The organism is Streptosporangium jomthongense (assembly GCF_042650425.1).
Classification (GTDB): domain Bacteria; phylum Actinomycetota; class Actinomycetes; order Streptosporangiales; family Streptosporangiaceae; genus Streptosporangium.
Genome location: NZ_JBHSBC010000051.1, coordinates 32,260 through 45,000 on the forward strand (window position 1 = coordinate 32,260; position 12,741 = coordinate 45,000).

Genomic DNA, 12,741 nt, shown 5'->3' on the forward strand with positions numbered 1-12,741 from the left:
CAGGCCACCCAAAGCACACCTTGTGCACTTTCCTCACGCATAGTGTCATGAAGGCTACTCGTCCAACGGGCCGCCCTCCCAAGGACCGGGACGCTCATCGGCACGGGCGGACGCACGGCCTGACGGAGCGCCTTCGAACAGGAAGGGAGCCAACGCCAATGACGGTGGCCCTGGACAAGAGCGTCGAGGACTTCATCACCAGCCCCCACCAACTGTTCATCGACGGCCAATGGGTCGACGCCGCGTCCGGCAGGACCTTCGCCACCCCGGACCCCGCCACCGGCCAGACCCTCGCGCACGTCGCCGAGGCCGACGCCGAGGACGTCGACCGGGCGGTACGCGCGGCCCGCAGGGCCTTCGAGCACGGCCCGTGGTCCAGGATGACCGCCTCCGAACGGGGACGGATCATCTGGCGGATCGGCGACCTGATCCTGGAGCACGCCGAGGAGCTGGCCCAGCTCGAATCCCTGGACAACGGCAAGCCCCTGTCCGTCGCGCGGGTCGCGGACGTCCCGCTGGCCGCCGACCTGTTCCACTACATGGCGGGCTGGGCCACCAAGATCGAGGGAAACACGATCGCCCTTTCGGTGCCGGGTTCGACCTTCCACGCCTACACCCTGCGCGAGCCGGTCGGTGTGGTCGCCCAGATCATCCCGTGGAACTTCCCGCTGCTGATGGCCGCCTGGAAGCTCGGCCCCGCCCTGGCCACCGGGAACGTGGTGATCCTCAAGCCCGCCGAGCAGACCCCGCTCTCGGCCCTGCGACTGGCCGAGCTGATCGCCGAGGCGGGGGTGCCGGACGGCGTGGTCAACGTCCTGCCCGGGTACGGCGAGACCGCAGGAGCGGCGCTGGCCGCCCACGACGGCGTGGACAAGGTCGCCTTCACCGGCTCGACCGAGGTCGGCAGGCTGATCGTCCACGCCGCGGCGGGCAACCTGAAGAAGGTCACCCTGGAACTCGGCGGCAAGAGCCCCAACGTCGTCTTCGACGACGCCGACCCCGCCCTCGCCGTCCGGGGCGCGGCGAACGCGATCTTCTTCAACCACGGCCAGTGCTGCATCGCCGGGTCCCGGCTCTTCGTCCACCGCAGCCGGTTCGACGAGGTCGTGGAGGGGGTCGCCGAGATCGCCCGCGGCATCAGGCTCGGCCCCGGTCTCGACGCGGACACGCAGATGGGGCCGCTGGTCTCCGACGAGCAGCTGCGCCGGGTGACCGGCTACCTGGACTCGGGCCGCCAGGAGGGCGCCAGGACCGTGACCGGCGGCGACCGGCACGGCGACCAGGGCTACTTCGTCCAGCCGACCGTGATCACCGACGTGCGGCCGGAGATGCGGCTCGTCCGTGAGGAGATCTTCGGGCCCGTCGTGGTCGCCTCGCCCTTCTCCGACCTGGACGAGATCGCCGCCCAGGCCAACGACACCGTCTACGGGCTCGGGGCGGGCATCTGGACCCGTGACATCTCCAAGGCGCACGCCCTGGCGGGGCGGATCCGCGCGGGCACGGTCTGGATCAACTGCTACAACGTCTTCGACGCCGCCCTGCCGTTCGGCGGCTACAAGCAGTCGGGCTGGGGCCGCGAGATGGGTCACCAGGTCCTCGACGCCTACACCGAGGTCAAGTCGGTCTGCACCCAGCTCCACATCTGACCCCACCCCGGCGCGCCCGCCGCGCAGGTCCGGGCGCGCCGGGCACTCCTCACGGAGCACGTGTCGCCCTTCGCCAGGCTTCAGGGCCGGGATGCCCTCTCCCGCGATCTCACCAGGGCGGTGAAGGCCTCGACGGCGTCGACGACCGCCTCGAAGCGGAACGAGTGGTACAGGTCGAAGGCGTGGTTCCCGCCGCGCAACTCGACGTAGACGACGGGGGCGGCCGAGGTCTCGCGCAGGCGGTCGGCGAAGTGCCGGGCCTCGGCGACGGGCACGATCGGATCAAGATCACCGTGGGCCACGAGGAACGGCGGCGCGTCGGCGGTGATGTGGGCCAGCGGCGAGGACTCGGGCCCCTGGCCGAAGTAGGTTCCGTACCAGCCGTTCAGGTAGACGGCGCCGGACACGGAGGTGTCGGCGTCCTCGAAGCCCGGCTGGAAGGCGGGGTCGTTCTGGGTGAGCGCGGCCAGCGCCGCCATGTGCCCGCCCGCCGAACTGCCCGCGACGAACAGCGTCGACGGGTCGGCACCGTACTCGTGGCCGTGCTCGCGCACCCACGCGATGACCTTCTTGAGGTCGATCAGGTGATCCGGGTGCTGGGCCCGGGGCCGCAGCCGGTAGGTGGCGCTGACGCACACCCATCCCTGACCGGCCAGGTGGTGGAGCAGGGGAAGCGACTGGCTGTTCTTGCGCCCGCCGGAGTAGGTGCCGCCGTGCAGGTGGATCATGACCGGTGCGCCCTGCGGGCGCGAACGGTGGTGGTAGACGTCGAGCAGGTTGCGCCGACCGGCGTCGCCGTACGAGAGGTCGGCCACGCGCCGGACGTCCAGGCGGCGCCGGAAGACGGGCAGGAACAGGACACGCGCCAGCGGGGGACGGCGCCGCAGCCCTTCGGCGAGGTCGGCATCGAGGGCGGCACGCCATCCGATGCCCAGCCCCTGGTCCAGGGCGTGTTCCACCCGTGCCCGTTCCCCGAGCGCGCGACGGGCGACGACCGCGAGTCCGAGCGTGGTCACGGCGGCCAGGGCGACGACCGCCCACCCGCCTGCCGAGTCGATGTCGCCTTCGGCGAACGCCAGCGCCGTCGGGAGCAGCAGGAGCCAGAAGAAGGCCGCGAACGGCAGTTCGTTGGCGGCCAGGCCGAAGTAGTAGCTCACCCGGCCGAGCGGGCGTGAGAACGGCACCGGCCGCAGCGCGAACAGCGTGCCGACCGCGACGAGCGTCACAGGGAACAGATAGCCGACGGGCACCGAACCTCCAAGCCTTTCCGCACCCCAGCCTCCCCGACCCGTCAGCGTCGCATCAACGACGGATCCGATAACGTCTTTTAACCCTGAACTAAATAATCCGGAGGCCGCCCGTGGAGATGCGAGAGATCGAGATCTTTCTGGTGGCGGCCGAGGAGCTGCACTTCAGCCGTACGGCCGAGCGGCTGGGCATCAGCCCGGCCCGCGTCAGCCAGACGATCAAAAAGCAGGAACGGCGTATCGGCGCGCCCCTGTTCGACCGCACCACCCGAGTCGTGCGCCTGTCCCCGCTCGGCGAGCAGCTGTACCAGGCGCTCAAGAGCGGCCACCGGCAGATCGAGCAGGGGATCGCGGCCGCTCAGGCCGCCGCCGACGGCACCGCGGGAACACTGACCCTCGGCACCACCGGCCCGTACTCCCTGCGGATCAAGAACGTTCTCGACCTGTTCCTGGCCCGCCACCCGGACGCCCGCCTCCAGCACCGCGAGATCCAGCCGGCCTCCCCCCTGGACCTGATCAAGTCGGGCGAGCTGGACGTGGCCTACCTGTGGCTGCCGATCCGCGAGCCCGAGCTGACCGTCGGACCGGTCTCGCACACCTCCGAGGTGATGCTGATGGTCTCCGCCGACCATCCCTACGCGGGACGGGACAGCATCTGTCTTGAGGATCTCGGCGACTGCGTCGTGGTCGAGGGCCAGTCGATCCCCCTCCACATGGAGGAGGTCTTCAACCCTCGGCACACCCCTTCCGGCCGCCCCGTCCGCCGCGGCCCCAGGGTCACCACCTGGCAGGAGGCACTCAGTGTCGTCTCCTCGGGCCAGGCCACCGCCGGGGTCACCGCCGAGGCGGTCGACTTCTACCCATGGCCCAGCCTGGCCTTCGTCCCCATCCGGGACGCCCCCCGCTCCCGGTGGGCCTTCGTCTGGCGTACCTCGGACGAGACTCCGCTCGTTCGCGCGTTCGTCAGAGCCGCCGCCGACGCCCTGCGACCGGTGAAGTGACGGGTCTCAGAGGGCGCCGGAGAAGGTGTCGCAGTCGGCGGGGGCTCCCGTTCGGTAGCCGGTGGTGAACCACTTCATCCGTTGTTCGGCGCTGCCGTGTGTCCAGCCCTCGGGATCGACCCTGCCCTGGGTGCGCCGCTGGATCCTGTCGTCGCCGACGGCCGCCGCGGCGTCCAGCGCCTCCTGGATGTCGGCGGCGGTGAACGGGCCGGTGTAGAAGCCGGTCTCGACGGCGTGCTTGGCCCACACCCCCGCATAACAGTCCGCCTGGAGCTCCAGCCTGACCGAGGCGCTCTCGGCCCCCCTGCGGTCGTCGCCGACCCGCCGGGAGGTGCCGATCAGGTTCTGCACGTGGTGACCGTACTCGTGGGCGATCACATACGCCTGGGCGAACGGACCTCCCCTGGCGCCGAAACGGCTCTCAAGGTCGCCGAAGAAGCCCAGGTCGAGATAGACGCGACCGTCGGCCGGACAGTAGAACGGGCCGACCGCCGAACTGGCCTGGCCGCATCCGGTGTTCACTCCCCCGGTGAACAGGATGGTCCTGGTGTTGCGGTAGGCGCCCTTGCCGCGTTCGGTGAACGCCTCACGCCAGTAGGCCTGCACGCTGTTGACCACGCCGACCACCCGGCACCTGTCCGACTGGTCGGCGTCGCTGCCCTTGCGGCACTCGGCGCCCAGGTCGGAGCCGGAGGTCGCGGGGCGCCGGGCCCCTCCGTCGCCACCGGCACCACCGTCACCGCCGCCGAGCAGCGCCGCCGGGTCGATCCCGAAGAACAGCGCCGCCACCACCAGCACGATCACACCGACGACACCGCCGCCGACCATGAGCCCCCCGCCGGGGAACCCGCCGCCACCGCCGCCGACGTCCTCGACCTGGGAGGCGTCGAGGTCCACGTCGTCGCGAAAGTCCATCGGAGCCGCTTTCTCTGGACGAGATCTGCGCGGCCCCATTGTCTCCCCGATCTCCGTGTCGAGGAAGTCCGCCGGGTCGTCACGGCCTGCCCACATTGGGCTTGGGACGGTGCTCGGGCAGCGCCACAAAACGGACTCGCCGACCGGTCAGCCGTGCGTGGACGGGTCCTCCACTCGGCGTGCTCGGCTGCTCCACGATGCCCGGATCCCCCACACCACGGTCGTCGGGGTCGCGGAGCCTCAATGTGACCTGATGGTACGGCGGGCCTACCCGTTCAGCAGGGCGCCGATGTCGCTCTGGCGGTAGCGGCGTTGGCCGCTGGGGGTTCGCACCGAGGGGATGCGGCCGGTCAGGGCCCAGCGGTTGACGGTCTTGGGGTCCACGCCGAAGATCCGGGCGACCTCGCCAGGGGTGAGGAGTCGTTCGACGGTGTCCGGTCCGGTGGTGAAGGTGCCGTCGGGGGCGACGGCCTTGAGGGCGGCCATGGGGAACTCCTGGGGGTCTCAGTAGCGGAGGGTGTGCAGGATCTGGTCGTGGCGTGCCAGCGCTCTGGCCAGCCGGTGCAGGGTGGTACGGCCGAGCACGTCCCTGGCTCCGGCTCTGCGCTGGTCGGGCCGCAGGGGGTGGTAGCGGACGGCCCACCACCGGGGCAGGCCGGGCAGGTCGTGTTCCTCGTACCGCCAGGCGGGGTGGGTGCTGATGAGCAGGTCGATCAGGCGCCGTTCGTCGTCGGTCATGGTCGTCCCGGTTCGGAGGCGGGCAGGGAACACACGTCGTTCGGGCCGTGAGGTCAGGGCTTCGACCCTTTTCGCGGGGCGGGTGCCCGGCCCCGAGCCGGGGAGCATGCGGCCGGGCACCCTGGAGGAGGACCGGCCCCACGGGGAGGGGGCCGGTGCGCCAGACGGCTCCCCCTTCCCCAACACGCTCAGCGTGTGTGGGAGCCGTCTTGCGAGGGTGTGCGGCCCAGGTCCCTCCTACCTGAGCCGCACGTTCATGGGGTACGACGGATACGGTTCCTCCGCCCGCCGTACCGGCTTCAGGAGCGCAGCAACCCGCGCAACGCCGTGGACCGGCCTGACCCAACGGCCTGAACGGCCCGGGAGATCCGGGCGGACTGCCTGGCCCGAGCGCTCTGGAGGGCACGGGCGACGGCGACGGCCCGGATGCTCGGCGGCACCGCCGGAGACACCTGGGCGGCCAGCTTGCGGTCCAATTCCTCGGCCGACTCCGCCCGCACCAACAGCGCGTCCCCGGCGTACGGCCTGCCGGGCAGGGCGCTCCGGTAGGCGCTCCACAGGCCGGACCGCGAGCTGTGGAAGACCAGCCAACCGGGATGAGCCTGTTGCACGGTGTCACAGGCTCGATCGGAGAACTCGGCCCCTTGACGAGGCACCCGGGCCGTCGGCATCACGCGGCCCTCCCGTCCGGCGAACGTCCTCCGGCGGACACCGTCTCCCCACCGGGCTCCTCGTTCCGTACCCCGGAAGACGGACGACCGGCCCCACCCCGCCTGCGCCGGACCGGCGCCGGAGCAGGCCTCATCGCCCGGATCATCTCGGCCTCCCGCATCCGCTCCTCCAACCCGTCGCCGGTTGGGTCCTCGACGATGACCGGCCGAGAACCGCCCCAGGCGGCGACCGCGTAGAAGCTGCGCCGTCCCAGGCTGTAGAGGACGGTCCAGTCGGCCCACGCCTGGTCGATCCGCTCGGCCTCCGCCTTCGCCGGGCCGTCCCACACCCTCCGGTACACCGGCTCGTACGGCTGGCCGTCGCGGTGCCGTCCGGTCACGAGGGCACCCCCTCAACAACGGTGCGGGCCTTCTCCTCCTGCGCGGCGATGACGGCCTGGACCTCCTCGAAGGTGTCGGCGTCCACCGCCGACTCCGCCCCGGCCCGTACGGCGAGGCGGGGGAAGGGCCGGTCGCGGAAGGCCCAGAACCGGCCCGCGCTGCTGATGAGCAACCGCCAGCCCGGGATCACCGGCCGGTCGGGGGTGTGCTGCATGATCTGGACCTCCGTGATCCGATCAGAGGCGTGCCTGGGCGGGGTGATCGCCAGACGGGCCTGCCCTGCGGGACAAGAAACAGCCGGAACCCGAACCGGCCGCCAGGCCGTACGAGCACCGGGACATCGAGGCCGTACGGCCAGGCGACCAGGCTGACGCACCCTCGTCCAGATGACCCCCGGCCGAGGAACCGTGGAGAACGGACGCCGGATTCGCCGAGGCGGCGACGGCCGGGCAGGCCGTACCGGCGCGACAGGCACCAGCTCCGGAACCACAACCGGGTCGTCCACAGGAACCGGCACGGGGTCGGGCTCCACAACGCCATGCGGTACGGCGTTCGCGGCCGGAACCATCGCGGGCGCCCCCGGTTCAGGATCAGGATCGGGACGACGCTGACCGGGCACCAGCGGAACCACCTCCCCCGGCGCGACCTCCACCGGAGGCCGAGGCGCCGGAAGAACCTGCGGGCCGTACGCACGCCGAGCCTGAAGCCGGGCGTCCATCAACACCCCGGACGGCTGCACGTACTCATGCCCGTCCTGGGCGGAACAGCCGTGGGCGTAGGGGGAATGCCCACACCGGGCACACCCCATGGGCAGCGGCACGGCACCGGCGAAACAGCCACAACCGTCCCGAATCGACGTGCCCGAGCCAAAGCCCGGAGCACTACTCTTACTCACGTCAGGAGTTACCTTCCTGATAGAGGGCCTGTCCCGGCGGTGCAACGCCGGGCAGGTCGTTTCTTTTAAGTTGCCTGGTAGGCGCTCTAGTGTGTCCTGCCCTACCACGGTAGGCTCGCGGCTATCTCGCCCTATGCCACAAGAGCGTGCAAGGCGCCAGCCCTCTACGGTCTGGCTCGTGAGCGGATCTCTGGAGTCATTCCCTGGATGGCGGCTAGATAGGGCCAGATGGAAGCAGGTGTACGACATCCTGCGAGAGCGCCTGGAGGCCGGGACATACAAGACCGGGTTTCCGATCCCGAGTCTCAGCCAACTGGAGCAGGAGTGGCCCGACCTGGCCCGCAACACCATCCGTAAGGCGATAGCCCGGCTGGAGAAGGAGGGCTTCGTGCGAGGGGAGGTGGGCGTCGGAACTTTCGTCCGCCCCAAGGACGAGTGGCAGGCCGCCGACGACTGAGCAGCCCCGGAGGCCGAAGTGCCGTCCGGCGCAACCTGTCGCAGCCAGCTCTGCCATGATTCCCTCACTCACAGTCGTTGCCTGGGAACTCATAGTGCCGCTTCGGTGGTAAACTCGCAATACCCAAATGAGCAATACCCAAAAATAAGTTACCGTGAGCCTCTCAAGCCAGGAGGCACCCCCGATGACCCACATCTACAGCCCCACGGTGAGACGACGGCGCCTGTCCGCCGCACTACGTCGAGCCCGTAGTGACGCTGGCCTCACCGCCGAAGCGGCGGCCAAGCTTCTCGGATGGCCCGCATCCAAGGTCACCCGGATAGAACGCAACGAGTGGCGAAGACCCACCGTCAGCGATGTGACCGACATGCTCGACGTGTACGGCGTCACCGATGAGGCCGTACGGAAGGCGATGAGCACCCTGGCCCGTCAGGCACGTGAACGGGGATGGTGGGAAGGGGAGCTACGTGCCGAACTGGGAGGCAGCCTCGTAGAGTTCGAAACCGAGGCATCGAAGATCCGCGTCTTCCAAGCCCTGCTCGTTCCAGGCCTGCTCCAGACCGCCGACTACGCACGTGCTGTCTTTCGCGGCGGCATGATTGTTGATCAAGACATGGTCGAACGGCGCGTTCATGCCCGTCTCGCTCGGCAACAGATCCTGGAACGCGATCACCCCCTGAATCTGTGGGTGATCCTCGACGAGGCGGCACTCATCAAGCACGTGGGAGGCCCTGCGGTCATGCGTGCACAAATTCACCACCTGATCGACATGGCGGCTCGTCCGAACATTGGCATCCAAGTGGTTCCGAACACGGCAGGCGCTCATGCGTCCATGTCAGGCGCGTTCACGATCCTGTCGTACCCCACCCCGGACGACCCCGAGCTTGTCTACATCGAAACGGGTACCAACGGAGACCTGTACCTCGAAGGAACAGAGGAAATTGAGCGCTATACGCTCAAATACGACCACATACGAGGAAGCGCCCTATCAGTGGAAGCCTCAGTGGCGCGCATGATGAACCTGGCCGAACAACTGAAGTGAGGAAAACCGTGGATCGCACCCAGGCCCAGAACCTCACCTGGCGCAAGTCCTCCCTGAGTAGCGCAGATGGAGGCGATTGCGTCGAGGTGGCCTCACTACCCGAAGGTGGACACGCCGTTCGCGACAGCAAGGACCCCTCCGGCCCGGCCTTGGCGTTCACCCCCGCCCAGTGGCGCTCGTTCATCGGCCGCGTAAGGACCGGCGCCTTCGACGCCTGAGCATCTTCGCTCTTGGACCCCGGCACCCACACGGGCGCCGGGGTCTTGCATGTGCGATGGGACGCTCACACAGTGAGGACCAGGAACCCGACGAAGGCGAGGAACAGCCATGTCCCCTGACCTGACCGGCGCCCAGTTCCGCAAGTCCAGCCTCAGCGGCGCCGGCGAGAACTGCGTTGAGGTCGCCACCAACCTCCCCGGCCTGGTCGCCGTCCGCGACAGCAAAGACCCCTCCGGTCCCGCCCTGGCCTTCACCCCCGCCCAGTGGCGTTCGTTCGTCGGCCGCGTGAGCACCGGCGCATTCGCCGCCTGATCTCTCTTCGAGGCCCCGGCACCGTACGGCGCTGGGGCCTTGTGCATGTCAGGGGCAGCTCACACAGTGAAGGTCAGGACCCGCTCACCCAAAGCGAGGAACCCCATGACCCCCGACCTGACCAACGCCAAGTTCCACAAGAGCAGCCTCAGCGACCAAAGCGGCAACTGCATCGAGGTCGCCACCAACCTCCCCAACCTGATCGCCGTTCGCGACAGCAAAGACCCCTCCGGCCCCGCCCTGGCCTTCACCCCCGCCCAGTGGCGCTCATTCATCGGCCGCGTGAACACCGGCGCCTTCGACGCCTGATCACCTGTTCCCCGCGAGACCCTACCGATCCGTAATCGCCTGAAATGGCGGGGAAACCCGGGCGGCGGGCGGAGCGTCTGTCTTACGTTGAGAGATCGCGTGGCGGAAGGGGTGGGCGGGTGGAGATCGAGCTGTCCAAGGCGGTCGAAGGGCTGCGTGACGAGTTGCTGGAGGCGGCGGTCACCGGAGCGGGCAGCCACATCGCGTTCGCGGTGGGGCCGATCGAGCTGGAGTTCGCCGTGGAGTTGAAGGCCGACGCCAAGGCCAAGGCCGGGTTCAAGGCCTGGGTCGTCTCCGCCGACGCCGAAGCGGGGGTGAGCCGGGCACGGACCCACACCGTTCGCGTCACACTCACGCCCAAGCACCGCGATGGCGGTGACCTGCTGATCACCGACACCTCCGGGCAGATCGCCGGGCCGGGCGAGGTCGGCGGGCACCTGGGCCGCTGACTGTCCGGCCTGCTGTTCGACCAGTCCAGGGCCTCGGCGCCGATGCCGGGGCCTTCTGCGGAAGGGAGCGCGGGTGCAGCGTCAGCGGGTGGTCGCCGTCGTCACCACCACCTCGGTGGCCGCGTCCGGGCGGGGGTCGGGGTATGTGGTCGGGCCGCGACTGGTGCTGACCTCCGCCCATGTGACCGGCCCGACCGGCTCACCGGTGGAGGTGTTCCATCCCGGACATCCGCAGACCTACTGTGGGCGCGTGGTGTGGTCGGGCACACCAGGTGGGTGCGACGACGCCGCCCTGGTCGTCATCGACGACCAGGCCTGGAGGCCGCCGCCGGGCCGGGCGGTGCGCTGGGGCCGCACCCTCACCTACCGGCCCGGCATCCCGTGCGAGAGTTGGGGGCTGCCCGCCCTGGTGCAGCGCGAGGGCCGTCCGGCTGATTTGCTGCAGCCCTCCGGGACCCTCAACCCCGGCGACCGCTACGTGGGCGACCGCTACGTCATGGCCGTGACCGGCACCGCCCCCGAAGCGCCGATGGACGGATCCTCGCCGTGGGCGGGCATGTCGGGGGCGGCGCTGTTCTGCGGGGACCTGCTGGCCGGGGTCATCACCGCCGATCCGGCAGGGCGCGGTCACAGCCATCTGGAGGCGGTGCCGGCCTACGTGCTGCACCACGACCCGGCCTTCCGCGCCGTGCTGGGCGAGCACAGCGCGATCGAGGAAAGGGAAGGGGTGGTGCTGGAGCCGATCGAGTTCCAGCACCTGGCCGAAGCGGCCGACCCCGCCGCAGTCGTCGTGCCCGGCGGGATCGGGGTCTCACCGGCGGGCCTGCTGCGGGCGCGCCGCCAGATCGTGCCCTTCCACGGCCGCCAGGACGTCCTGGCGCGACTGAACGCCTGGGCCGACCTGCCGGGGTTCGGGGCGCTTCTGTTGCACGGTGTGGGCGGGCAGGGCAAGACTCGCCTGGCCACCCACCTGGCCGGGCAACTGGCCGCCGCCGGGTGGGGCACACTGTGGCTGCGCCCGAACGCCTCCCCTGCCGATCTGGCCGTGATCGCCGACACCGCCGCCGGGCTGCTGGTGGTCATCGACTACGCCGAATCACGCACCGATCAGGTCACCGCCCTGCTGGAGGCCGCCACCCGCCTGGAGAGCCTCTGCCCGTTGAAGGTACTGCTGGTGGCCCGCACCGCCGGCTCGTGGTGGCACAGCCTCAAACGCGCCTCCCACACCAACGGGGCCCTGCTGGAGCACGCTCCCCTCATCGACCTGCAGGCTCTGGAGCAGGACCCGGCAGAGCGCGGACACGCCTACCGCCAAGCCGCGCTCGCCTTCGCCCACGCCCTGCAACAGGCGCCGACCCTCGCCGGGGCCGGGGAGTCGTGGAGCGCCCTGGCCGCTGCCCTGCCCCTGCCGGCCGCGCTGGGCACGGCGCAGCGGGGGAACGCGCTGACCCTGCACATGAGCGCGCTGGCCGATCTGCTGGACGCCGCCACCGGCGCAACGGCTGTGGACGGCGGCCACGAGGCGGGTTGGGCGGAGGCGGCCGGGGTGGAGGACCGGCTACTGGAACACGAGGAGCGCTACTGGAGGTCCGCCGCGGTCGTCTTCGGTCTGTATGACCGTACCCGCGATGGGCTGGTGCTGCCTCAGGTCCTGACCGATGCCCTGGCCGCGGCCACCGCGCTGGGCGCCGCCGACCACTCCCAGGCCCTGGCGCTGCTGGCCCGCCTCCCCGCGCTGGCCGAGCAGTCGACTGCCGAACGCCGTGAGCGGGTACGCGACTGGCTGGCCGCCCTCTACCCGCCGACCGACCCTCACCAGCCCTGGGGGACGCTGCAGCCGGACCTGGTGGCCGAGCGTTTCATCGGCCGCCACCTGCCCGCCCGGCCCGGCCTTGCCGACCGACTGACCATCGGAGCCGATACGGCCCAGGCAGTGCAGTTGCTGACCATCTACACCCGGGCGGCCGGCCACCGCGTCTTCGCCGGCAGCCTGGACGCGGCGTTGACCGCGTTGTGCGCACGCCAGGCTGCGGTGCTGGTACCGGCGGCGATCGAGGTCGCTCCCCAGGCCGAACGCCCAGCCCCGTTGCTGGACGCCCTGCAGCAGATGCTGAACGTTCCCGACCTGCCGCACACCACCGTGCAGGCCTGGCATGACCACCTGCCGCAGTACAGCCAGGTACTGGCCGGATGGGCCGTCGACCTCACCACCCGCCTGACCACCTGGCACCGCGACCACCAGGACCTGCCCAACCTCGCGTTAAGCTCGAACAGCCTGTCGATCCGGCTGGGGGATCTCGGACGACGGGAAGAGGGCTTGGCCGCCATCGAAGAAGCCACCGATATCTACCGGAAGCTGGCCCGGACACACCCGGACGCCCACCTGCCCGACCTCGCCATGAGCCTGAACAACCTGTCGATCCGGCTGGGAGATCTCGGACGACGCGAGGAAGGCCTGA

The 12,741-nt window shown here is 70.2% G+C and carries 15 protein-coding genes and 1 pseudogene; 9 read left to right on the forward strand and 7 right to left on the reverse strand.

Annotated elements, in window-relative coordinates:
* Nucleotides 1–158: 158 nt before the first annotated feature.
* A complete protein-coding gene (locus ACFOYY_RS38730) occupies nucleotides 159–1,646 on the forward strand; it encodes an aldehyde dehydrogenase family protein (protein ID WP_362917929.1) in 1,488 nt (495 codons plus the stop codon).
* Nucleotides 1,647–1,726: 80 nt separating this feature from the next.
* Here the strand turns inward: ACFOYY_RS38730 and ACFOYY_RS38735 are convergent, their stop codons facing one another.
* Complete coding sequence (locus ACFOYY_RS38735) at nucleotides 1,727–2,896, reverse strand: alpha/beta hydrolase (protein ID WP_386196253.1); 1,170 nt, start codon at nucleotides 2,894–2,896, stop codon at nucleotides 1,727–1,729.
* A gap of 116 nt (nucleotides 2,897–3,012) precedes the next feature.
* On the opposite strand from ACFOYY_RS38735, the gene ACFOYY_RS38740 reads away from it, so the two are divergent.
* Nucleotides 3,013–3,894, forward strand: coding sequence for a LysR family transcriptional regulator (locus ACFOYY_RS38740; RefSeq protein ID WP_386196268.1), 882 nt, complete (start codon nucleotides 3,013–3,015; stop codon nucleotides 3,892–3,894).
* 6 nt (nucleotides 3,895–3,900) lie between these two features.
* Here ACFOYY_RS38740 and ypfJ read toward each other — a convergent pair whose 3' ends face one another.
* The 6 genes from ypfJ to ACFOYY_RS38770 form a co-directional block, all read right to left on the reverse strand.
* Nucleotides 3,901–4,809 carry a KPN_02809 family neutral zinc metallopeptidase gene (gene ypfJ / locus ACFOYY_RS38745; RefSeq protein ID WP_386196255.1) on the reverse strand — a complete coding sequence of 303 codons (909 nt, stop codon included), beginning with the start codon at nucleotides 4,807–4,809 and terminating at the stop codon, nucleotides 3,901–3,903.
* Nucleotides 4,810–5,076: 267 nt separating this feature from the next.
* Nucleotides 5,077–5,295 carry a BldC family transcriptional regulator gene (locus ACFOYY_RS38750; protein ID WP_352015453.1) on the reverse strand — a complete coding sequence of 73 codons (219 nt, stop codon included), beginning with the start codon at nucleotides 5,293–5,295 and terminating at the stop codon, nucleotides 5,077–5,079.
* Nucleotides 5,296–5,313: 18 nt separating this feature from the next.
* On the reverse strand, nucleotides 5,314–5,547 hold the full coding sequence (locus ACFOYY_RS38755; RefSeq protein WP_352015454.1) for a hypothetical protein: 234 nt from the start codon (nucleotides 5,545–5,547) through the stop codon (nucleotides 5,314–5,316).
* A gap of 299 nt (nucleotides 5,548–5,846) precedes the next feature.
* Nucleotides 5,847–6,158 (reverse strand): hypothetical protein, encoded by a 312-nt coding sequence (locus ACFOYY_RS38760; protein ID WP_386196257.1) that lies wholly within the window; start codon nucleotides 6,156–6,158, stop codon nucleotides 5,847–5,849.
* Between the two features lie 59 nt (nucleotides 6,159–6,217).
* Entirely contained in the window at nucleotides 6,218–6,598 is a 381-nt protein-coding gene (locus ACFOYY_RS38765) for a hypothetical protein (protein ID WP_386196259.1), read from the reverse strand.
* Nucleotides 6,595–6,813: a hypothetical protein gene (locus ACFOYY_RS38770; protein WP_386196261.1), complete on the reverse strand. Its 219-nt coding sequence runs from the start codon at nucleotides 6,811–6,813 to the stop codon at nucleotides 6,595–6,597. Before ACFOYY_RS38770 ends, ACFOYY_RS38765 begins: the two co-directional genes overlap by 4 nt.
* Nucleotides 6,814–7,732: 919 nt before the next feature.
* Here ACFOYY_RS38770 and ACFOYY_RS38775 point away from each other — a divergent pair.
* The 7 genes and pseudogenes from ACFOYY_RS38775 to ACFOYY_RS38805 all read left to right on the forward strand — a co-directional run.
* Entirely contained in the window at nucleotides 7,733–7,951 is a 219-nt protein-coding gene (locus ACFOYY_RS38775; RefSeq protein ID WP_386196263.1) for a GntR family transcriptional regulator, read from the forward strand.
* Between the two features lie 184 nt (nucleotides 7,952–8,135).
* Nucleotides 8,136–8,993 carry a helix-turn-helix domain-containing protein gene (locus ACFOYY_RS38780; RefSeq protein WP_362782885.1) on the forward strand — a complete coding sequence of 286 codons (858 nt, stop codon included), beginning with the start codon at nucleotides 8,136–8,138 and terminating at the stop codon, nucleotides 8,991–8,993.
* Between the two features lie 8 nt (nucleotides 8,994–9,001).
* Nucleotides 9,002–9,211, forward strand: coding sequence for a DUF397 domain-containing protein (locus ACFOYY_RS38785; protein WP_362782882.1), 210 nt, complete (start codon nucleotides 9,002–9,004; stop codon nucleotides 9,209–9,211).
* A 109-nt stretch (nucleotides 9,212–9,320) separates the two neighbouring features.
* The gene (locus ACFOYY_RS38790; protein ID WP_362782879.1) at nucleotides 9,321–9,524 is read left to right on the forward strand and encodes a DUF397 domain-containing protein; all 204 of its coding nucleotides are present in this window, start codon (nucleotides 9,321–9,323) and stop codon (nucleotides 9,522–9,524) included.
* A 105-nt stretch (nucleotides 9,525–9,629) separates the two neighbouring features.
* The gene (locus tag ACFOYY_RS38795; protein ID WP_386196266.1) at nucleotides 9,630–9,833 is read left to right on the forward strand and encodes a DUF397 domain-containing protein; all 204 of its coding nucleotides are present in this window, start codon (nucleotides 9,630–9,632) and stop codon (nucleotides 9,831–9,833) included.
* Nucleotides 9,834–9,952: 119 nt separating this feature from the next.
* Entirely contained in the window at nucleotides 9,953–10,282 is a 330-nt protein-coding gene (locus ACFOYY_RS38800; RefSeq protein WP_352015462.1) for a trypco2 family protein, read from the forward strand.
* A 73-nt stretch (nucleotides 10,283–10,355) separates the two neighbouring features.
* Nucleotides 10,356–12,741, forward strand: a pseudogene (locus ACFOYY_RS38805) (hypothetical protein); the annotation flags it as partial.